The 21,766-nt window shown below is 61.3% G+C and carries 16 protein-coding genes and 1 pseudogene; 11 read left to right on the top strand and 6 right to left on the bottom strand.

The annotated features are described in order from the left end of the window. Nucleotides 1-22: 22 nt before the first annotated feature. On the bottom strand, nt 23-364 hold the full coding sequence (locus LDO86_RS00560) for a DUF1508 domain-containing protein (protein WP_144601453.1): 342 nt from the start codon (nt 362-364) through the stop codon (nt 23-25). Between the two features lie 309 nt (nt 365-673). Here LDO86_RS00560 and LDO86_RS00555 point away from each other — a divergent pair, with 309 nt between their 5' ends. Continuing rightward, nucleotides 674-889, top strand: coding sequence for an AsnC family protein (locus tag LDO86_RS00555; protein ID WP_144601454.1), 216 nt, complete (start codon nt 674-676; stop codon nt 887-889). Nucleotides 890-1,079: 190 nt separating this feature from the next. Here LDO86_RS00555 and LDO86_RS00550 read toward each other — a convergent pair whose 3' ends face one another. Next, nucleotides 1,080-1,382 carry a DUF4193 domain-containing protein gene (locus LDO86_RS00550; RefSeq protein ID WP_223993254.1) on the bottom strand — a complete coding sequence of 101 codons (303 nt, stop codon included), beginning with the start codon at nt 1,380-1,382 and terminating at the stop codon, nt 1,080-1,082. Between the two features lie 225 nt (nt 1,383-1,607). Here LDO86_RS00550 and LDO86_RS00545 point away from each other — a divergent pair. From LDO86_RS00545 to LDO86_RS00535, 3 genes and pseudogenes are all read left to right on the top strand, one after another. Continuing rightward, a pseudogene (locus tag LDO86_RS00545) lies at nt 1,608-2,185 on the top strand (recombinase family protein). Between the two features lie 267 nt (nt 2,186-2,452). Beyond that, a complete protein-coding gene (locus LDO86_RS00540) occupies nt 2,453-5,842 on the top strand; it encodes a serine/threonine-protein kinase (protein ID WP_223993252.1) in 3,390 nt (1,129 codons plus the stop codon). Further along, nucleotides 5,839-7,617 (top strand): S1 RNA-binding domain-containing protein, encoded by a 1,779-nt coding sequence (locus LDO86_RS00535; protein WP_223993250.1) that lies wholly within the window; start codon nt 5,839-5,841, stop codon nt 7,615-7,617. Before LDO86_RS00540 ends, LDO86_RS00535 begins: the two co-directional genes overlap by 4 nt. A 619-nt stretch (nt 7,618-8,236) precedes the next feature. Here the strand turns inward: LDO86_RS00535 and LDO86_RS00530 are convergent. The 3 genes from LDO86_RS00530 to LDO86_RS00520 form a co-directional block, all read right to left on the bottom strand. Beyond that, nucleotides 8,237-13,018 (bottom strand): hypothetical protein, encoded by a 4,782-nt coding sequence (locus LDO86_RS00530; protein WP_224084187.1) that lies wholly within the window; start codon nt 13,016-13,018, stop codon nt 8,237-8,239. Nucleotides 13,019-13,470: 452 nt separating this feature from the next. Continuing rightward, the gene (locus LDO86_RS00525; protein WP_223993234.1) at nt 13,471-13,773 is read right to left on the bottom strand and encodes a trypco2 family protein; all 303 of its coding nucleotides are present in this window, start codon (nt 13,771-13,773) and stop codon (nt 13,471-13,473) included. A 122-nt stretch (nt 13,774-13,895) separates the two neighbouring features. Further along, nucleotides 13,896-14,672 carry a hypothetical protein gene (locus LDO86_RS00520; protein WP_223993233.1) on the bottom strand — a complete coding sequence of 259 codons (777 nt, stop codon included), beginning with the start codon at nt 14,670-14,672 and terminating at the stop codon, nt 13,896-13,898. 476 nt (nt 14,673-15,148) lie between these two features. Here LDO86_RS00520 and LDO86_RS00515 point away from each other — a divergent pair, with 476 nt between their 5' ends. From LDO86_RS00515 to LDO86_RS00495, 5 genes are all read left to right on the top strand, one after another. Beyond that, nucleotides 15,149-16,201 carry a D-2-hydroxyacid dehydrogenase gene (locus LDO86_RS00515; RefSeq protein ID WP_223993232.1) on the top strand — a complete coding sequence of 351 codons (1,053 nt, stop codon included), beginning with the start codon at nt 15,149-15,151 and terminating at the stop codon, nt 16,199-16,201. A 17-nt stretch (nt 16,202-16,218) separates the two neighbouring features. Beyond that, nucleotides 16,219-16,956: a fumarylacetoacetate hydrolase family protein gene (locus tag LDO86_RS00510; protein ID WP_224084186.1), complete on the top strand. Its 738-nt coding sequence runs from the start codon at nt 16,219-16,221 to the stop codon at nt 16,954-16,956. A 99-nt stretch (nt 16,957-17,055) separates the two neighbouring features. Continuing rightward, nucleotides 17,056-17,853 (top strand): IclR family transcriptional regulator, encoded by a 798-nt coding sequence (locus LDO86_RS00505; RefSeq protein WP_018770351.1) that lies wholly within the window; start codon nt 17,056-17,058, stop codon nt 17,851-17,853. 159 nt (nt 17,854-18,012) lie between these two features. Continuing rightward, nucleotides 18,013-19,362 (top strand): MFS transporter, encoded by a 1,350-nt coding sequence (locus LDO86_RS00500; RefSeq protein WP_224084185.1) that lies wholly within the window; start codon nt 18,013-18,015, stop codon nt 19,360-19,362. 142 nt (nt 19,363-19,504) lie between these two features. Beyond that, a complete protein-coding gene (locus tag LDO86_RS00495) occupies nt 19,505-20,140 on the top strand; it encodes an ANTAR domain-containing protein (protein WP_134164814.1) in 636 nt (211 codons plus the stop codon). A 33-nt stretch (nt 20,141-20,173) separates the two neighbouring features. Here the strand turns inward: LDO86_RS00495 and LDO86_RS00490 are convergent, their stop codons facing one another. Beyond that, a complete protein-coding gene (locus tag LDO86_RS00490) occupies nt 20,174-20,578 on the bottom strand; it encodes a YgjV family protein (protein WP_018770354.1) in 405 nt (134 codons plus the stop codon). A gap of 225 nt (nt 20,579-20,803) precedes the next feature. On the opposite strand from LDO86_RS00490, the gene LDO86_RS00485 reads away from it, so the two are divergent. Further along, a complete protein-coding gene (locus LDO86_RS00485) occupies nt 20,804-21,253 on the top strand; it encodes a helix-turn-helix transcriptional regulator (protein ID WP_018770355.1) in 450 nt (149 codons plus the stop codon). Beyond that, on the top strand, nt 21,250-21,669 hold the full coding sequence (locus LDO86_RS00480; RefSeq protein ID WP_018770356.1) for a VOC family protein: 420 nt from the start codon (nt 21,250-21,252) through the stop codon (nt 21,667-21,669). Before LDO86_RS00485 ends, LDO86_RS00480 begins: the two co-directional genes overlap by 4 nt. The last annotated feature ends 97 nt before the right edge of the window (nt 21,670-21,766 follow it).

The following is a 21,766-nucleotide window of genomic DNA, read 5'->3' as shown; positions in this document are numbered from 1 at the left end:
CCCCGCGCCCCTCCCCGGCGGTTCAGGAAAGGCTGTGGATTGCCCCGGCCCAGCGGGGGCCCGAGACGGCCCGGCGGACCGCCCTGGCGCGGGTGTGGAAGTCGATTTTTGGCATGCGCGGGGAATCGTCAGTTTGACTGCCGGGGTCAGTCCAGGTGGCCGGCGGTGCCGCATTTGTGGTTGTTGTGCTGTGGTCGGTGATCAGTCCCATGCCGGCATATTCGCGCACGGCGGCGATGCCGGCAACGGCGTCGGTCTTGGTATCGAAGGGCTTGGACACTGCCATGACAGTTCCATCTGGTGCTGTGAGCCGGAACCTGAACGCAGATTCGGTGTCGATAAATAGTTCGAACATTCCTGCCATTCCGATCCTTTCGTCTGCGGGATCTTGTGGCGGCATCTTTGCCGCCAGACAGGAGCGGCGGCATCGTTGCCTCCGTTTTCCCTGGTATCCCGCCGTCCAAATTTTCATCAATTCAGCGCGCGTTCCTCGAGTTTCTCGTGGGACCGCTTGCCGGCGCAAGATGTCGCCCGGCATCCAACAGAAGTGATCACCTGCTCTCGGGTGTCCAGTCCACGCGCACGTTCCTCGTGGGTTCACGAGACAGCCTCAGTGCTCGGCAGGTCGTCAACATATGTTGACCCACCCCCTGGCGTCAACTAATGTTGACGCATGGAGGTGGATCGGATGAAGACTTTGGTTGCATCCATGGACGGGAAAGGACCGGCTGAAGCCCTGCAGGCGGTCGCCCAGCTGCAGAAGGAAGTCGGGCGAACAGAAGCGTCACTGGTCAGGAAGGCCCGGCAGGCCGGCCTTTCCTGGGAAGCCATCGCGCTGTGCCTGGGCGCGAGCAAGCAAGCCGTCCACCGTAAATACGGAAAGCGCTAGGTGCTGCTTCCGATCCTGGGCTGCGACCGCCCAGGATCGGAAGGCAGCCACTCCCCTGCCTCGGCTAAGAAAACGTCTCTGACCGATAGCCGACGTTATGTCAAGTAGAGAACGGCGTACTGCATCAGTTGCATCATTTTGGGACTTTGTGCACTGGCCGTCGGCCGCCCGGTTCTGCCGTTTCCGGGGCTCAGCCTTCGCACTCGATGCAGTACCACTGGCCATTGCTTTGCCGTGCCAGCTGGGACCGGTGACGGACCAGGAAACAGGATGAGCAGGTGAACTCGTCCGCACCCTGCGGGATGACCTGGACGATGAGCTCCTCGGAGACGATTTCCCCGCCGGGAGTCAGCCCTTCGTCCAGGGCGTCCGCTTCATCGAGCTCGGTGACGACGCTGCGGGCATCCGGAGCGCTGGCGGACTTCAACGCCTCCAAGGAACTCTCCTGAGATTCCTTGACGTCGGAGCGGACTTCGTCGTAGTCGGTAGCCATGTTTGGCGGTTCTCTTCTCTGTTCTCTGTCGGCTTCCTGTCTGACCAGAGAGCAACGTACACCATGGCGGCGTTGTTTCCCGGGAAGAGCGTCCCGACACGTGCATCAGCGGCGATGGCTTTGCCGTGCCGCCCGTGGACAATCCACCGGGTGCGAGCCGGTCCGCCTGCGCGGAAGTCTTGACGTGTTTCCTTGCCCGAGCTGACACTCGTTCATACCTAAGGGTTGGAGGCCGGCGAGCATGGACAGCGAATCGGTTACGTGCGGGTCAACACGCTTGACCAGAATGAGCGACGTCAGCTGGAGGGCGAGGTCCTGGACCGGCTGTTCACCTACAAGGCCTCCGGCAGGGACACCGCGCGGCCGCAGCTGAACGAGCTGCTGCGGTTCGTCCGGGACGGGGACACCGTTGTTGTGCACAGCATGGACCGCCTAGCCCGGAACCTCGACGATCTGCGCGCACTGGTCCAGGGACTTACGTAACGAGGGGTGCAGTTGGAGTTCCTCAAAGAGCATCCTGTCTTCACCGGCGAGGACTCCCCCATGGCGAACCTTATGCTGCCGTCATGGGTGCCTTCGCCGACTTCGAGCGGGCCCTGAGCCGGGAACGCCAGCGCGAAGGCATTGCCTTGGCCTAGCAGCGCGGCGTCCACAAGAGCCGGAAGAAGACGCTCACACCGGAGCGGGCGGCCGAACTCGTCCACCCCGCCGGCAATGGCATCCCGAAAGTCGTCCTTGCACGTGACCACGGAATCAACAGGGAAACCGTCTGCCAATACCTCCGTCAAGCAAGAGTGGAGTAAGCCCGTCTCCTCCCCCGCGGAAAGCTTCTCTGCTCCAAGCAAATTCTGCGCCCAACGATGGAACGAATTCATTTACTGCCTTGAGCTTATATCTGCCTGCTCGCAATCCATCCCCTGGGTCGATACCCTTGGCACGATGACAAATCCTGAAGACTGGATGGACATCAAGGTTTGCGCAAATTGTCCTCTTGGAGCCTGGAAATCCGCGCTGTCGGTGCTTGTATCTAGGATGATGAAGCACACGTATTCTTGGTTCAAGGTGGGGGAATGGCGCAAGAGTTCATCGCTGGTCGGTACGCGGAAATTATTGGTAGTCGGCGGCAGGGTGGACAGGGTGACGTTTTCAAGGCTGTCGACCTTGTCGACAACGGACGATTTGTTGCCGTCAAGGTAATCCCAGGAACGCAAGACCCTATAAATACTGTCTTCTTTCATAGGGAGACGGATGCCCTCGCCAGGCTCGATCACCCGAATATCACCGGTCTTCTCGATAAGGGTTTCGACGCCTCGTTGGGCGTTTACTACATCGTGCTCGAGTGGATTCCGAGCACCTTGGTCGATTGGCTAGCGGCTCTCGATGAGCCCCCTGGGTGGGACGATTTGTGCGAAAATGTCGGGCTTCCCCTCTCACATGCCCTGGCCCACGCGCACGCTCAGAATGTGCTCCACCGGGACATCAAACCAACAAACATTCTTTGGGACGGGAGCAAGCCGCTTCTGGCTGACTTTGGTATCAGCAAGATCAAAAGCCAAGTTGCAGCTCCAGGTGATGCAACAGTTGTCGATCATGCTTCAACTCCCTTTGCACCACCTGAGCGAGTAACGAAGGCAGCTTCGAATAGGGATGTTCATGGACTGGCGGCAACCCTTTTACGCTGTCTTGTTCCTTTCGAGTTAAAGACGTATTCGGACATCGACAGGGCACTTTCGGATAGTCGCGACGGCATTGACGTCCCCGACCGCGCCATGGATCTCCTGAAGCGCTGCCTGAGCAATGACCCGAGCGTCAGGCCGAAGGACGGCCAGATTTTAGACTTCGAGCTGCGGAAGATGCACACCGATAGAAGCAGGAAATGGCGCGCCCAGACCCAGCTGGTGCTGACGCTTGCACCGCAAGCAAGAGCGCAACTGCAACGTGAACGTCTGGACCTAAGCCCCGAGCAAACTGTCGAAACCCTTATGGGTAGTGCGACGTACGCCGTGCCCCGCAGGTCCGTGTCGATGCCAGGGCCGGGGGCACCTCTTACACCCGATGAATTTGATCTTGTAGGAGACGAGCTGCTTCTTCATGTGCAACACACGAGTCAGGGCATGGTGTGCAATCGAGCAGGCGTCCGTGACTTTTACGAGTTGGAGCGCCGCCGGCGAATGCCCGGAGCAGTACTCCTTCCGTCGGACGAATACATCTGGACGGCACGACCACCAAGGCAGCAGCTTGCTGCAATTCAAGCGGCCAGGGCATTGCGTAGCCTTCTGAGCCAAGCCATCCAGGATGCTGAAGACCGTGAAAGTGAACGATTTCGCCAAGCGCGGCTCGACGGGTGGTCACGGCTCATCGAGGCTAAGGAGGAATTGGACCGGAAGCTGGAAGACCCGGTCGGTTACAGCCTTGAGTCCCGTTCATGGAACACTGCGAAACTGCGATTGACCAACGAACCTCGCGAGGACATCGTTGACCAGGATCTGCTGGCCCGCGATAACTCACGTCCATCCACGATCAACGTGCCCTGCAACGTGGAGGAGGTTGACGGTGATGAAGCCCTCGTCCGAATAAATGGAAATCCTGACGATTTTCCCGAGGACGGTCTCCTCGTCCGCAACCGCACTGCCTCTACCTCGGCTGTGCGACGGCAACGAGAAGCACTCGGCGCCATCCGAGACGAACGAAGCCTCCGCACGGATCTACGGAGTCTCGTATTAGATCCATCAGGAAGTTCCCCTTCTCGTCCGGTCGAATTTGCATCCCAGCACGTGAACCTCGACGATGACAAGCGCGTGGCGGTGGCAAACGCCCTCGGTGCCCCGGATCTCTTTCTGGTGGAAGGTCCCCCGGGAACTGGTAAGACCTCTTTTATATGTGAGCTGGTTGCACAGCATCTTCAGGCCCGGCCAAACGACCGAATCCTGCTCGTAAGTCAGATGCACGTTGCGTTGGACAACGCAGTAAGTCGCTTAGACAAAGCCGGTGTATCTGGCATCGTCCGTCTTTCCACACGTGAGGATCGGGTTGCCGTAGACGCGGCTCACCTACTGCTACCGAATAAGTTGCGGGCTTGGATCGCGGAGGTCAGGCAGCGGGCTGCGCAGGGACTCGAACAACTCGTTGCTTCGGCTGGGGTCTCAGCCCCACGCCTCCACCTTGCCTTCGCTGCTGAGGAAGCTGCCGCCGCATTAAGACTGAAGGACCGCCGCCAAGAGGAGCTCGAAGCATTCGACTCCGCGACAGGCGACGATGACGTCGCGGACGAACTGCGGGATCGGCTCACGAGAGCTGAGCAGGCCGCTGATGCGGCAGTAGAGGCAGTTCAGGCCCACGTGGAAAGGCAGGGTGTAAGAGTCGATGTACCGCTTAGCATAAGTGGGCTCACACAACTGTCCACATCCTGTTTGGACGGCCAGGCGGAGGCCGAAAATCTGAGGGACATCATGCATGCCCAAGCAGATTGGCTCGCCAGTCTCCAGGATCCCCGTTCAGCTGAATTGCTCTTCTTACCTAAACAATCTGTTATCGCTGGCACTTGTATGGGCTTCCTTAGCAACCAGAACGTCCGCGACATCGACTTCGATCTTTGTATCGTCGACGAGGCTTCCCGAGCGACGTCGACTGAACTCTTCGTGCCGATGGTCCGTTCAAGGCGGTGGGTTCTCGTTGGCGATACTAAGCAACTCCCACCCATGCGCGAAGAGGTCATGGATTACCCTGAAATTGTCGAAGCCTATGATCTCAACGAACTCCTTGGAACTGATTCCCTCTTTAGTATCTTGGTGGCTGAATCACCCCAAGAGTGTCGGGCCAGCCTCATCACTCAGCACCGAATGGCGCTTCCCATAGGGAATTTGATTTCCAAGACCTTTTACGGCGAGCAGTTGGTGCATGACCCACATCCCTCCCTAGACGGACATGCGCTTCGTGACCAATCTCGGGTCGTTTGGTATTCGACTAGCAGACGAGAGAAACGATATGAGGACTCGTCACAGGTTAGAAGTTCCTCTAACTCAGTCGAGGTTGATATCGTGTGCGACCGCCTCCGCCAGCTCGACGAAAAGGTCGCCAAAGGTGAGGTCCGACGACTTGACGGAGCCTCCGTCGAGGTTCTAGTTCTCACGGGATACCAGCGACAGCTTCTAATGCTGGATCGCGCGATCCGAAGTCTCCGGCTTCCCCACCTCGAGGTCAAAGTAAAGACAATCGACGCGGTGCAGGGACAGGAGGCCGACGTCGTCATTTTCTCCGTCACCCGGAGCAATGCTCGTCTCGAGATGGGGTTCCTAGCTGAATCCTTCGGCGAAGGACGCATCAACGTGGCGCTCTCTCGGGCGAGGGAACTTCTGTGGGTTGTAGGAGACTCGGAGTTCTGCGCTGCCAAGGATGGGCCACTCAAGAGAGTGCTTGAACACATCAGCAATGCCAAGGGCTGTGGAATGGAGTTTGTGTGACTGACGCACTGGTTCGAGCAGCCCGCCGACACGCCCACGCAATTCCCGGCCACCTCCTCGTGGCCGCCGAGCCCTGCGCTATCCCGGCTTCCGTACTTACCGTCGACGTGTTGGCAGAGCGAGCAACTGACCTTGGCGTGGCGGAGCGATACACCCTACTGGCGGTCTCAAAGGGAATAAACACCCTAGAAGAGCTTTCCTGGTTCTTAGGCCTTGAGAGTACCGACACGGCCAACGTAATCAGTTCTTTGCTGCAACTCGAGATGATCGATTACCGGGCACAGGACAACAAGCAGCGCAACATTCAACTATTGCCTCCTGGGCTGGACGCCGTGGACGGCGTAGTAGCCGCAGCTCCCAAAGTTGTCACCCTGTCGGTCATGTTCGATCGGATTACCCGCACTCCTGTCGCGTGGACAAAGAGATCCCTTACACGTGAGTGGGACGCGAGGAACACGGAAGGCCTCTTTAGGCTGCCGCCGGCGACAGGTGAGCCGGTAACTATAGACGAACTCTCTCCAGCAAACCTTGGCCCTATCTTGGCGGGCAGGAACCAGGTCAACAGGATCCTTGGCGCGCTAGGCGTCACGGAGAACCGGAGGTATTTTAAGGAAGCCACTCTGCTGATCTATAAGGGGATTGATAATGATTCAATTCGTCTTGGCATCGACATTGACGGCATTTGGAGCCCGGACCACGAAGTAGCTCTTGAAAGGATGGGCGTCGCCGAACGACTCGGTATCCGAGTTGAGGGGCCGCAGCCCTTGCCACCGAGCGACCTTTCCCTCGGCTTCCCTGAGCCTGCCAAAAAGTTGGGGCGTGACGAGGTTCTCCGACTACAAGCCCTGGCCGATACGGTGGAACAAGCGACGGACGGGGCTAGTGCTACAACTGACGACCAGCTTGAGGCTGGGAAAACCATTGAATCAGCGGCAGTCCGGTGGTTAGGAACATACGAGCATCCGCTCATTCTCGATGAGGCTTTGACGAAGAGCCGGAGGCGGCTGCTCATCATCAGTCCATGGATAACGAGTGCGGTGGTAACGAAAGAGTGGATCCGCCAGCTTGAGAGGCTGGCACACAGGTGTCCAGTGACCATTGCTTGGGGTTACGAGGACAACCCGAAAATCGACTCGGCTTTGGCCGGCCTTCACGCAGCAGCCGGCAGAAAGAATCAATTGGCGGTAGTGAGGTTGAAAAACACTCATGCCAAAGTTCTAGTCGGCGATGACTTTTACGTAACCACAAGCTTCAACTGGCTTTCATTCAGGGGTGATAGCAGCCGGCGCTATCGGATGGAGGAAGGGACTCTAATTCGCGATCGAGCTCTTGCTGATCAAGCTTACGAGAGGTACCTGGACCAGATCCGACAGCAGGCCATAGAGGTAGTTGGAGACCTTCCCGAGCCTCGGGGAAGGTCTGCTTCTCGCGCCGCACCAATGGTCCCGCCTCAAACGGCTGCGAATCATACTCGAAAGAATCGGGAGGGCGTGGAAAAGCCTTCGGTGGCTAGGAAGCAGCGAAGAACCCCAAATGAGGAAGATTGGTCGCGGCTTAAGGTCGGAAGCACCATCGCGGGAACAGTCAAGAACCTCACGAACTTTGGAGTTTTCGTAACTCTTGGAGATGGAATCGACGGACTAATTCACAACTCTCGACTGCCACAGACAATGAATGGGAACCAAGTGAGCAAGTTTGAAGTTGGGCAAAGTATTTCCGTGAAGATTCTTGAGATCCAGCCCGAACGTAACCGGGTCTCGCTCGGGATGGCGTAGCGGCCAAACGCGCAAGGAGTCGCAACCTTACAGAATCTCCATTATCGGCGCTGGCCAAAGGCTGGGGGAAAGGCCCGGAAAAGGGCTGGGTGGCTGGGCCTGCGGCATTCGTGACGTTTTCCCGGATTCCGTATGTCAGAAGTGCTGAGCCAGCACTCGGTTCACGGTAGAAATTTCCATGAAGGTGGGGTCAAAAGGCACATCGGAGCCTGGTATGTCGGCCACCCACGCAAAGTGTTCGGCATGGTCAGAATGAGCCGTGTGGGCCAAGGCATCCATGATCTCCTCCTAGCCAGGAAAACCGCTGGAACCTCCGAGAGGCCCGCGCCGGGCGCCGACCGTCAGTCGGGCCCGCTCCACCAGTTCATTCACCAGCCGATCGTCTGTCTTGCGGCTGATCATGCTTCCGGGAATTGCAACCGCCAGTGCATTGCCCTGGGTGATGGGGTCGCACCACGCGTGTCCCCGTGGTGGTCGACCTGGACCTTCTCCAGGTATCCGGCGGCTTCCAGCTGGCGAACACCGGCCGGGTTCAAATACGGTTCCTTCGAGCAGGCCTTAGAACTCGTGGAAGGTTGACTGGGAACAACGTCAGAAGTCTTGGAGCTTCGACCAGTCCTTACCCTTTAGTCCGAGCAAAGCATTCAATTTCCGTCCACAATTCAGGATCGATCTTGGTTATGGTGCCAATGGTGGAGTCCCATGAGGACATAGCCAGAGAATATGCGGCCGCGCTGCGTGCTAACGTCGTGTTCCCTGATTCGAAGGCCTTTCCTGCAATCTCCAACCACAATTTGCCGCCGGCTTCACTGGGGTGGGGCGTCATTTCGAGACATCTGAAAGCCTCCACCACCAGATCTGCATCAAGTAGCGCCCGCGCGATGCCAACTGTATTGCGGTTCGTGTCCAGGACCTCCTGAAAGATGGAGGCTGCATCCTGCCCTGTGTCAGCGACGGCCCGCGCGATGTCCAGCAGTGCTTCAGAGCGCCTCCCACTGTCGTCAATGTTACGGGCCCCGTCCAAGGCCTCCTGAAAAACGGGGGCCGAATCCTGCCCGAGGTCTGCCAAGGTCCGCGCGATGTCCCTCAGCGCCCGCCAGCGCGAGTCAGAGCCATCGATGTGGCGGGCAGCGTCCAGGGCTTCCTGAAAGACGGGGGCTGCCTCCTGCCCGGTGTCGACCAGTGCCCGGGCTATTTCCAACAAAGCGTAGGGGCGCCAGTTCTCGGCATTGCGGGCAGCGTCCAGGGCTTCCTGAAAGACGGGGGCTGCCTCCTGCCCGGTGCCGGCCAGTGCCCGGGCTATTTCCAACAAAGCGTAAGGGCGCCGCCAGTTCTCGGCATTGCGGGCAGCGCTCAGGGCCTCCTGAAAGACGGAGGCCGCATCCCGCCCCACGTTCGTCAAGGTCCGCGCCATAACCAGCAGCACAGCCGAGCGATGCCCGGCGTCGTCGATATTCTGGCTTGCGTCCAGGACACCCTGAAAGACGGTGGCTGCATCCTGCCCGGCATCGGCCAGTGCCCGGGCTACTTCCATCAAGGCGTCATCGCGCCGCCATACCTCCGTGTTGCGGGCCGCGCCCAAGGCCTCCTGAAAAACGGAGGTCACATCCTGCCCGGTGTCAGCCAAGGCCCGCGCGATACCCAGCAACACCTTCAAACGCTGCTCAGGGACACGCATGTGGCGGGCTGCCTCCAAGGCATCCGCGAGGACGGGTGTCGCATCCTGCCCGGTGTCCGACAGCGCCTGCGCGATGTCCAGCAGCACCTGCGGGCGCCCCCAGTCCTCGGTGCTGCTGGCGGCGTCCAAGACGCTCTGAAAGACGGAGGCCGAACCCTGTCCGACGTCCGCCAGTGCCCGCATGATGCAAGCCAAAACGTCGGTGCTCGCATAGTAGTTGCGGCCCGTGTCCAGGGCCTCCTGAAAAACGGAGGTCACATCCTGCCCGGTGTCCGCCATAGCCCGCGCGATGTCCAGCAGCACATTCGGGCGCTGCCCAGGGTCGTCGATGCTGCGGACAGCATCCAGGGCCTCCTGAAAGAGGAAGGTCGCATCCTGCCCGGTGTGCACCATTGCCTTCGCGATATCCAGCAGCACCATAGAACGTCGTTTGGGGTCGGGAATGCTATAGGCCGAGCCGAGGGCTTGGGTAATACGGTTGCTCTCTCTCAGTCCCTGAGCGAGGTTTTCCAGTGCACCTGAGTCCAGTCGGGGGCTCAGGGTGGAGGCCGCGGTTAGTGCATCCTGGAGCGTGGGGGCCGGGTCCTGCCCGGTGTCTGCCAAGGCCTGCGCGATGTCCAGCAGCACGTCAGAGCGGCGCCGTTCATCGACCTCGCGGGCTGCGTCCAGGGCATTCTGGAGGGCCAGAGCTGGGCCCTGCCCGGCGTCCGCCAAGGCGCGCGCGATATCCAGCAGCACCTTCAAGCGCCACCCAGGGTCGTCGATGTTGCAGGCTGCGTCCAGGGCCTCCTGAAAGACAGTGGCTGCATCCTGCCCAGCGTTTGCCAAAGCCTGCGCGATGTCCAGCAGCACCTTCGATCGCCGCCCAGGGTCGGTGATGCTGCGGGCTGTCGCCAGGGCAATCCGGAGGGCGGGGGCCGAGTCTTGCCCGGTGTCTGCCAAGGCCTGGACGACGTCCAGCAGCACGTCAGAGCGGCGCCATTCATCAACCTCGCGGGCAACGTCCAGGGCATTCTGGAGAGCCAGAGCCGGGCCCTGCCCGGCGTCCGCCAAGGCGCGCGCGATATCCAGCAGCACCTTCAAGCGCCACCCAGGGTCGTCGATGTTGCAGGCTGCGTCCAGGGCCTCCTGAAAGACAGTGGCTGCATCCTGCCCAGCGTTTGCCAAAGCCTGCGCGATGTCCAGCAGCGCCTTCGATCGCCGCCCAGGGTCGGTGATGCTGCGGGCTGTCGCCAGGGCAATCCGGAGGGCGGGGGCCGAGTCTTGCCCGGTGTCTGCCAAGGCCTGGACGACGTCCAGCAGCACGTCAGAGCGGCGCCATTCATCAACCTCGCGGGCAACGTCCAGGGCCTCCTGAAGGACAGCGGCTGCATCCTGCCCGACACTGGCTAAGACCCGCGCGATGTCCAGCAGCACCTTCGAACGCTGCTCAGGGACAAGCTCGTGGCGGGCCGCGTCCAAGGCGTCCTGGAGGACGAGTGCCGCATCCTGCCCGAGGCGCGCCAGCACCCGGGCGATGTTCAGCAGCACTAAAGAGCGCCACCCAGGGTCATCGATGTTGCGGGCCGCGTTTAGGACATCCGGGAGGACGGGGGCCGCATCCTGACCGATGTCCGCCAGCACACGGGCGATGCCCAGCAGCGCCTGCGGGCGCCGCGCAGGATCGTCGTTGCGGGCTGTGTCCACGGCCTCCTGAAAGACAGCCGTCGCATCCTGCCCGGTCTCCGTCATAACCCGCGCGATTTCCAGCAGCGCCTTCGGTCGCCGTCCAGGGTCAAAGGCGTCGTCCTCGTAGTCGTCGATTTTGCGGGCCGCGTCCAGAACCTCCTCAAAAACAGGGGCGGGGTCCTGCCCGGCGTCCGCTAAAGCCCGCGCGATGTCCTGCTGCACCTTCGACCGCCACATAGGGTCGTTAATGCTGCGGGCTGCGTCCAAGGCGTCTTCGAGGGCGGGGATGGGGTCTTGCCCGGCACCCGCCCACGCCCGCGCGATGCGAACCAACGCAACAGACCGGGCCCGGGGGTTGGTGATGGCGCTTGCCGTGCTCTTGGCCTGATGGAGATGCCCGGTGTCGGCCTGCACCTGCGACATCTCAGTGAGCGATTGCTCTCTACTAGACGAATCCCTGATGCTCATGGCCAGGATGAATGCCCTGCGGTGCTGCCCCATCCGAGCGTAGAGTACCGGTATCCGGGCGGGCAGGTTTGTCGTGGCGGCCTCGATTTCGTTGCGCATCATGCAAAGCCGCAAAGCCGCCGCAAGGTCGATCTCCCGCCTCTTGATGTTTTGGTCCTGTGCCAGCCGGATGTCTTCCAGCGACTGCAGACTGCTACCGGTTAGCTGCCAGAGGCGGGTCTGGAGTTGACGGTCCAGTGCCCACTCGACCAGCAGTTTCAGCTCGCCCGCGGAGGCAAGGAACTTAGGGTACGCCCCTGTGAGAAAGAACGCTGGCGTAGCGTCCGGCCATCCGTCTCGGCTGTATTTTCTTGCCCATTCATTGATCCGGCCCTGATAGACGCGCACTTCATCCTCTCCCAGAAGATCCTTTATGAGTTCCGGCAGGGTGGTATGGGAGAGTGCGTAAACCCGTTCCGGGGTATCTTCGATGAAGTGCCGGTCTTCGCCTGCGAGGACACGGCAGTGGGATAGCACGTCCTCAACCTTGAAGGAGCGCCCACGGGTGATGTCTGCGATTTCCTTGGGTGAGAGTGCACCGGCCAAGGCGATGAGGATCAGGGCTTCGTTTTCGATTCCCTCACTTCCAAGAATCTTTTTGGTCTCCTGCGTGGCCCTTTCTTTTACTTCCGCAGCATGCGGAGATGGAAGGAGTTCATGTCTGACTGTCTCCGCCTTGAGGGGGTGGTTGGCGGGGACATCAACCGGGAGTTCCGGGTTCGAGCGGCTGGAAACCAGAACCCGCAGGCCGTAAGGGGTCCTGGTGGGCAGCAGAGAAGCAATGCTTGGCCTGATGCCGCCAATATCGGTCCAATTATCTTCATCCAAGGCATCCACCACGAGCACTAAGTGGGTTCCTTGCTCCCGGCAGGCCTTTGCCGCAGCATCCAAGCACCGGTTCAATGTCTGATCCTCCGCACCCGGTGTGACGGGGGTCGGTCGAACATTTCCTGCCAAAGCATCCAGCTGGGGCAGAATCGCTTCACTGAACGCGCGGCTGTCCCGCCGGCTCTCCCGCTGACTATTGATAAAGAACGAGGCCACCCGCAGGTCCGGCGGCGCCTCCGCGGCGAAACTTGCCATCAGCGCGGTCTTTCCCGCCCAGGGACGAGCCCGCCACCACCAATACCCCTCTGTCACTTCGTCCCGGCAAAACGCGGTCATCCGTGACAGTTCCTGCTGCCGGTCCTTCGCCCCGCCCTCCGGGGCAATATCAAGTACCTGCCGGTAATGATCTGAAAGCACCGACTGGAGGCTGTCCGCGACCGAAACATCCACCCAAGCGGCCGGATCGCTGCACTCAAAAAACTCCTCAAGCGAACCAGCAGCTAAGGACGGGGGAAGCTCCCAGAGGCCGGCCAGCGGTGAGACCGTGAGGGTGTTCGCGCCTTTCGGATGGACGTCTTCGGTTATCACCCCGACCAGACGCTCAGCAACCCATACTGATGCCCCGGACATGCCCGCCCAAGATGATTTATCCGGTTGCGTGCTCCCGGGTGGGGGGTTGCTGACGCTGAACTCCCAGTTGCCTGATTTCAACTGGCTCAAAGGGGTCAGATTCCCTATGGCCTGTTTGGAGTCCCGATATGAAGCAGCAGACCCGTCCGCACGCTTGAGATTTTCCCGTGCCTGGGCCGAGGGAAAACCCACCGCGACAGCCGAGGGATACGCAAGCCCTGCTCTGACCCGTCCGTAGGCAGGAACGAACACAGGACGCGCATTCATGTCCTCAGGGGCTGCAACCGGAAGAACAGCTATATCATTTCCTAGGAAGACCGGGGGGCCAGCATTTACTTCCCATTCCGTGGCAGAAGGTTCCACAGTGCCGGCTTCGAATCTGGCCCGGACCCTTATAGCGTCCTTCACCGCATGCCAGCAAGTCAGCACCCGGGCCTCGGTTATTCGGTACCCGGAACCGCGCTCTTCCCGACCATCCGGGAAGGTAGAGATAATCTCCGCTATTCGGCGAACGTCCCATCCAACGGGCACCGTGCTTATCCTTACCGCTCGCCCTGTTTCGATTCATCGCCAATATCCAACGGGCCCTCCCCTGTGCTGGGCTGGAGAGTCAGCCTGATGCGCTGAGTGCCGGTCATGGATATCTCGCCGCCCGTTTGGGCGGTAACGACCCAGAACTTTATGCCGCCCTCGACGGTCCCTTTCTTCTCCGTGACAACGCTTAGCTCCAACTCCACCGGTCCCACTGCAAAACGGATACCGGCATTCGCGCCGTCCTCACGTGCCCGCTCAAGCTCGGCCCGCAGGCCCGCTACCAACTCCGCCAACTCCAGCTCTCCGGCCATCACACGTCCTCCCCGTGAATAGGAAACCACCAGTTTTTCGAAGAAGCGCCGTATCCCACCAGAACTGTGATTTCCTAGATCGTCATCTGACTAGGGCCCCCTGTTAGGGAATGGTGCTCTTTCTAAGGTTCCTTCGGCGGCTCGCCGCCGAAGTTCGGGTTTTCTTGAGGTGTCTTCTCCCCGTTCTTTTTCCCGGTACTTACCGCCATGTCTTGCTGCGTCTTCCCATCGATTTGTGCCTTGGAACGCTGGCCGTCCCTAATGTCTTTGGCCTGCTTGATGCCAGACTGCGTGGCACGCTGCCCAAAATAAAATCCCGCCACGGCCGTCAGCAATGTTCCGATCGTCAATGAGGTTGCTTGTGCGAAATCGACGCTAACGCGGTTCGTCGCCGACAATTTTACAGTGTAGGTGCGGTCCGCCACCGGTGCGGCCGGATTTTCGACCCGTAGTTCAAGAATCCTGTCCTGCGGGAGTCCCTGCAGTACTGCCGAGGTCACCCCCGAGGAATCGCGGCCATTATTTTCCGCACCTTGCAACTGACTAAAAAGGTAAATAGAGGTTATTGCAAAAATCAAGAGCAGCATTAAGGCGATGACAGCGCTTACTGATCCCTCTGGCATGCCCAAAGGCCCTGGTATCGATCTATTTCCAATCACAAAATTCGACAAGAGTGCAACAGCCATCAGAACAACGAGAAGGACGACCGATCCCACGACCAGCCATCCAGAAAGCGCCATCTCCGCGGTTGGTCTATTCTCCCGGTCCATCAGGGGTGGGACTATGAAAGAGATCATGATAACCACCGCCAATAACACGACGGCAAGAATAGCAACTCCGCTCATGCCCAGCACGCGTCCGGTTGCGTCAACCTGCCCGTCATTGGCGTCCTTGCCCATGATGCACCTCTGTCTAGGGTTAGCGGTGAGAGTACTCCCAAGAGTGCATGCCGTCCAGTAATTACACGAACTGCATCGGACTTCTGCCTCGCTGAGAGGAGCTGTCTGACTTAGTCCCTGTTCTCCACGGCTGAAACATGAACCGCTGCCTCTAACCGCGTTTAAGACAAGCCTTGCGGGGAGCACCACAGGGAAGGGCTTCGAGACAGGTTCCTCCCGCACTTGCATAGTTGGGGCACACCCCAACCTGACGTCAGCCAGGCGTATGAGCTACGTCAGGTTGAAGTCGGAAACCCGTTTTCCTGACGTGCTAATCCAACCTCTATAGATCCCAACCTGACACGCAGCCAAGGTTTGTCCCAGCCGGGAACCAGTTAGTTCGGTGCCCAACTACCAGGGCGCCTGTCAGGGCTCGCAAGCTTCACAGAAGTCCTACGAAGTCCAACCTACCGAACGTTATCCATTATAGTGAACAGATGACTTCCCGTACGACCGTAGCCATCGCCGTCCCGCTCGAAGCAGAGCTTGTGGACCAGATTCGCGCCATTGATCCTTCGATTACCGTCCTTTACGAGCCCGACCTCCTGCCCCCGGAACGCTATCCAGCCGACCACGCCGGCGACCCCGCCTTCAAACGCACCGACGAGCAGGAGGAGCGCTACTGGGCAATGCTCAACCGCGCCGAAGTGCTCTACGGATTCCCCAACGAAAGCCCTGCGGGCCTTGCCCGCATCGCCCGCGACAATCCCGGACTGCAATGGATCCATGCCATGGCGGCGGGAGCGGGCGGAGCGGTGAAGGCGTCCGGCCTCAGCCAGGACGTCCTGCAGAAATTCAGGATCACCACCTCCGCCGGAGTGCACGCCCTGCCCCTCGCGGAATTCGCTGCGATGGGAATCCTGAACGGCTTCAAACGGAGTTCCGAACTTGCCCAGGACCAGGCGGCGAAGGCCTGGCCCACCCTTCGCGTCCCCACCCGGCTCGTCAACGGCTCCAACCTCGTGGTCAGCGGCCTGGGGGAAATCGGATTGGAAACGGCCCGGATCGCGCGCGCACTGGGCATGAAGGTCAGCGGCACCAAACGGTCCGTAGAGCCCATCGACGGGATCGATCAGGTTGTGGACAACGCCGGCCTTCCTGCCCTCCTGGCCACGGCAGACGCCGTCGTCAACACCCTGCCCGGCACTGCCTACACGGAGAAGCTGTTTAACCGCCAACTGTTCGCCGCCATGAAGCCCGGCACGACGTTCGTTAACGTAGGCCGCGGCACCGTGGTGGACGAGGACGCCCTGCTGGAGGCACTGGACAACGGCCAGGTGGGCTACGCCTGCCTGGATGTCTTCGCCGTGGAGCCGCTGCCGCAGGACAGCCCGCTATGGAACCATCCCCGGGTCATGGTTTCGCCCCACACCTCGGCCCTCAGCGCAGCCGAGAACCGACTCATCACCGAGCGCTTCTGCAGCAACCTGCGCACCTTCCTCGACGGCGGGGATCTCCCCCACCTCGTGGACACGGTCCACTTCTACTAGGACGGGGCGGAGAACCGGTGCGCATCGCAAGACTAGATACAGCAGCTGGTCCGCAGTACGCCGTTGAGAGCGACAGCGGCTGGGACCACATCGTCGACCCGTTTGAGGAAAGCCTCCGCTACACCGGCGGTGCCACCACCCACAACGAGGCAATATTCCTCGCCCCGGTGAGGCCCGCCGTCGTCCTCGGCATTGGCCATAACCGCACTTTGAATGACCATCCCCTGCCCATCCAGGCGTGGCACAAGTCCGTCCACACCATCGCCGGGCCGGGCGATGCCATCACCGCGGCCCGTGGACAAGGCACGGTCAATGCCGAGGGTGAACTCGCCGTCGTGATGGGCAGGACCGCCGCCAACCTGACCGCGGAAAACGCCCTGGAGCACGTCTTCGGCTACACCTGCGTCAACGATGTCACCAACGTGGATCAGAACGCGGTGGACGAGCGGAACTTCCAGGGCAAGGCCGGCGTCAACTACACACCCCTGGGCCCTTGGATAGAAACCGGACTCCCGGATCCCGAAAGGGTGGCCATCGACGTCTACGTCAATGGGGCCGCGAAGGCCACTTCCGGGACCTTCAACCTCCCCTCCTCGGTGGTGGACTGCCTCATCTATGTCACTTCCTGGCTGACCTTGGAACCCGGCGACGTGGTGATGACCGGAGCGCCCGCCACAGTGGTTCCCGTCGAGCCCGGGGACCGTGTGGACATCACGGTGGAGGGCATCGGAACCCTGAGCAACCGCGTGGCCTGAGCCGGGCCGGCGTCAGCGGGCGTCGCAGGACGTTAAGATGGATAACGTTCAGAGGACTGAACAACAGCGAAGCCCGCCCCGGCAAACCCAAGGAGAATCATGGCCGATTCCCCCATTCCTGCGTCATCCGAAAAATCGGGAACCGCCTCTCCGGCGCCCGCAGTCACCCGCGCCGCGGCCGTCCTGGATGCCCTGGCCGCCTCGGCAACCGGGCGGCTGACGCTCAGCGATCTCTCGCGCGAAGTGGGAATTCCCAAGTCATCCACCTCCAATCTCCTGCTGGCCCTGGAGGAGGCGCGCCTGATCAGCAGGCAGGGCTCGGAGTTCACCCTTGGCCGCAAGCTGGTGGAACTGGGTGCCGCCTACCTGGGCCGCATGGACGAAGTCCAGGAGTTTTACCGTTACTGCGAACAGGCCTCCGTCCTTTCCCGCGAGACGGTCCGGATCGCCATGCTGGACGGAACAAACGTCATTTACCTTGCCCGGTACGAGGGCCACCCGGCCGTCCGGCTCACCTCCAATATCGGCGACAAGATGCCCGTATCCCTCTGCGCAGTTGGGAAGGCGCTGATCGCCCGGCTGAATGTGCACGACATCGAGGAGATGTTCCCCGATGACGCAGAACTGCCCGTCCTCACGCCAAAGTCCTTACGGACAGGGGCGGAGCTGAAGGCGCAGCTGCGGGAAATCCGCGAGCAGGGCTTTGCCTTCGAGGACGAAGAATCCACCACCGGCGTGGTCTGCCTGGCCGTTGCCGTTCCCACGCGGGGCGCGCACGGTCCCAGCCTGGGCCTGTCCGTCACGGCCCTCAAAGCCACCTACACGCCGGAACAGGGCTCCCAGATAGTCAAGGAACTGCAGGAACTGGCCCACTCGCTGGGCAACCCGATGGGCTGAACGCCAAGCGGCGGCGGCCTTCTGCGACATATAACAACCAGAGATTATTGCCAGTTGTTCAACTTGCTGTATCGTGTTCAGCATAGTGATCGACGCAATGGGCGTTGTCGCTATCCCACCAGGCCAACGGGGGCCTGGAGTGCGTTAGAGGGAGTTCTCGTGACAACTCGTACTAAATCACCGCAGGCCACCGCGGACGGCGCCGTCGTCGATCCGGACCAGCTGCGAAGGGCAACTCTTGCCAGCTCCGTGGGCTCCGCCCTGGAGTACTACGACTTCTACATCTACGGCCTTGCCTCGGCCCTGATCTTCGGCCCGCTCTTCTTCGCACCGCTGGGTGAGAGCGGAGCAGTCATCGCCTCCTTCGCCACCTACGGCGTCGGCTTCGCCGCCCGGCCCTTCGGCGGCGTGGTGTTCGGCTACATTGGTGACCGCTTTGGCCGGAAGATGGTGCTAATCCTGACCATCGGCCTGATGGGCCTGTCCAGCTGCGCCATCGGCCTCCTGCCCACCTTTGAACAGGCCGGAATGCTCGGTGCGGTACTCCTGGTGGCCCTGCGTATCCTGCAGGGCCTTGGCGCCGGCGCCGAGCAGGCAGGCGCCACGACCCTTATTTCGGAGGTGGCTCCGCGCCGCCGTCGTGGTTTCTTCGCTTCCCTGCCGTTCGTCGGCATCCAGCTGGGCACCCTCCTGGGCGCCGGGACATTTGCCCTGATGGCGCTGGCGGACAAGGCAGTCCTGCAGGCCTGGCTGTGGCGCGTACCGTTCCTGGCAAGCGTCATCCTGATTGCGATTGCCGTCTTCATCAGGCGTCGGCTCAAAGAGACGCCGGTCTTCCAGGAACTCGAGAAGCACAAGGCCGTGGCCAAAAACCCTGTGGGCCAGATCTGGAAGCATTCCAAGAAAAACGTGCTGATAGGTATCGGCCTCCGGATGGGGGAAAACGGCAACTCGTCCATCTATTCCGCGCTCCTGGTGTCCTTCATCAGCATGCCTGCAGGTGTCTTCGCCGGCGACAAGTTCATCGGCCCCACAGGCCTGTTGATTGCCGCGGGCTTCGCCGCGGTAATGGTTGTTGCCTTCGGCGCCCTGTCCGACCGTTTCGGCCGGGTTCCCGTCTACCGCTACGGCGCACTCTTCCAGGCCGTTATCGCCTTGCCGGCCTTTTACCTGGTCACACTGGGCAATGTCACCCTGGTGTGGGTGGTCATGGTGATGGGCATCGCCCTCGGCGTGCAGGCCATGCTGGGCCCGCAGTGCGCCCTGCTGCCGGAGCTCTTCGGCTCCCAGCACCGCTTCACCGGCGTGGCCCTCAGCCGCGAACTGTCCGCCGTACTTGCCGGCGGCTTCGCCCCGATGATCGGCGTGGCACTGCTGGCAGTGACCAACCACTCCTGGCTGGTCCCGGCGGTCTACTCGCTGGTCCTGGCGGCAATCTCGTTCGCCACCACGTTCTTCACCCCGGAAACGAATGGCCGCGACCTGGTGCTCGTAGAGGACGCCAGGTAACAACCGGCGCCGTCCCGCCCACGCCCCCCGGATCCCGCACTCATGCGTGCGGGATCCGCGGGGTGGGGGCCGCTGCTATATTCTGTTGCTTTCACGTCCAGGCCGGGGGTAGCCGGGACACAGCACGTCGAATGGCCCTTCAGTGACTTCCAGCAGCAGTTTTCCAGGACTTGGATCCGTCGATATCCCGAATGATGTCTTTCTCGACTGTCCCACCGGACTGGTCGAGTACTACTTCGCGGACGGCATCTTCCGCTGGTCGGACGGGTTGTACCGGATCTACGGGTATGAGCGCGGCGAGGTTGTCCCCTCCATGGACATGGCCATGGCCCACATCGAGCCGGCAGACCGGCCCAGGGTCCAGGCGTATTGGGACCACGTCTCAGCCGCTGGCGGCCCATCATCGATCTACGTTTCCATCCGGGACCGCAAGGACCGTCAACACAAACTGCTCTACTCGGCGGACTACATCCTGGACGGGGACACCCCTGTTGGCGTCTGGGGCGTGGTGGTGGACCTCACCACATCCATTCATACCGACCGGCACCAACTGGCTACCGAGGCGGTCGCCGCCTCAGCCCGCAGCCGGGCAGTCATTGAGCAGGCCAAAGGCATCCTCATGGGGCGCACCGGTGTCACCGCCGACGAGGCCTACGACCTCCTGAGCCAGCTGAGCCAGGATACGAACCGCAAGGTACACGCGATCGCCCAGGAAATCGTGGAACGGGCAACCGGGCGGGCCGGAAATCTGACAAACCAGCCACACCCTTTGCTGTAACCGCCGCCCCCACGCGCGGGCCGCCGTCGAACCCTACAACGCCAGGCGCGGCCCGTCCGCTCCAACCGGGGCGGAACCCCCAACAGGCCTGGAAGCCACAACGGGCATGGAACCGGTCAAGGCCTCAACAACCGCCATCTGGCCGGTGGTGTCGGGGACACCGGGATACTGAACCTGCGCCGGCTCGACGGCAGCAGCTGGGTTTTCGGAACGCATGCGGACAAGCGCAACGGCAGAGATCAGGAACCACGCCACATTGGTAACCACGGACGGCCATGCCCCGTGCAGCGTCCCGTTGATGATGAAGGCAACGGATCCGAAGAGGTTGGCCGTCTGGAAACCCTTGCCTGCCTTCAGCCAGCCCATGGAAACCGCAAGGTAAGCACTGAGAATCGCAACAGCGCCTGCCCAGCCGGCAATTTCCCACAGCAGTTCCATGGTGTCCTTCCAAAGTGGTGCCTGCGCAGTATCCGGGCAGGGCTGAAGATGGTGATTCAGGGTTTGGTTTCGCCAGCTCTGCGTTGCCTCGAGCCCTGTTCGGGCGAGGACCTCATGCGCTGGCAGCGGCACAATCATACCCCGCTGCCGAGGGTCACTTTGACGCCGAATCCCCCACCGCCCGAAGGGTGGACAAGACCCCTCCCGCGTAGCACGATCAGAGCTGTGACCACCAGTCCCGCTTCCGATCCCTACCTCCGCGAGCTCACCCAGTTGAGGCGCGTCAAGGACCGCATGGACCGGGAGTACGCCCAGCCGCTCGACGTCGAATCCCTCGCCAGGGACGTCCATATGTCCGCGGGCCATTTCAGCCGGCGGTTCAAACTCGCCTACGGCGAATCCCCCTACAGCTACCTCATGACCCGCCGCATCGAACGGGCCATGGCGTTGCTCCGGATGGGTGACCTCAGCGTCACCGACGTGTGTTTCGCCGTCGGCTGTTCCTCGCTGGGAACCTTCAGCACCCGCTTCAGCGAACTGGTGGGGATGCCGCCCAGCATCTACAAACAGGAGGCGCAAAGCGCGACGGCGGGCATCCCCGCCTGCGTGGCGAAGCAGGTCACCAGACCGGTCAGGAATCGAGAAGCGTCCGCCCCCGAGCCGTTACTAGCATGACTGCCATGGACATCAACATTTCCTCAACCTTCCTTCCCGCTACCGATCCGGACGCCTCGCTGGCGTTCTACCGCGACGCCCTGGGCTTCGAAATCCGCAACGACGTGGGCAAGGGCACCATGCGCTGGATCACCGTTGGCCCCGCAGGCCAAAAGGACGTCTCCATCGTCCTGCACCCGCCGGCCGTGGACCCCGGCATCACCGACGACGAGCGCCGCACCATCACGGAGATGATGGCCAAAGGCACCTACGCCACCATCGTCCTGTCCTCCCCGGACGTGGATGCCGCGTTCGCCAAAGTGGAGGCGACCGGGGCGGACGTCGTCCAGGAGCCCATCGACCAGCCGTACGGCATCCGCGACTGCGCATTCCGCGACCCCGCCGGAAACACGGTCCGGATCAACCAGCAGGCCTAGGCATATAACCAGTCACGTATATAACGGACGACGCCGACGGGAGGCTGCCAGCGCAGCCTCCCTCCGCGCCGCTCCAGGAGAAGGGGGACATTTTGAG

Origin of the sequence: Arthrobacter sp. StoSoilB19, from assembly GCF_019977275.1 — a bacterium.
Lineage (GTDB): Bacteria > Actinomycetota > Actinomycetes > Actinomycetales > Micrococcaceae > Arthrobacter.
Note: the sequence above shows the minus strand (reverse complement) of the source record. Positions and strands in the feature narration are given on the sequence as shown.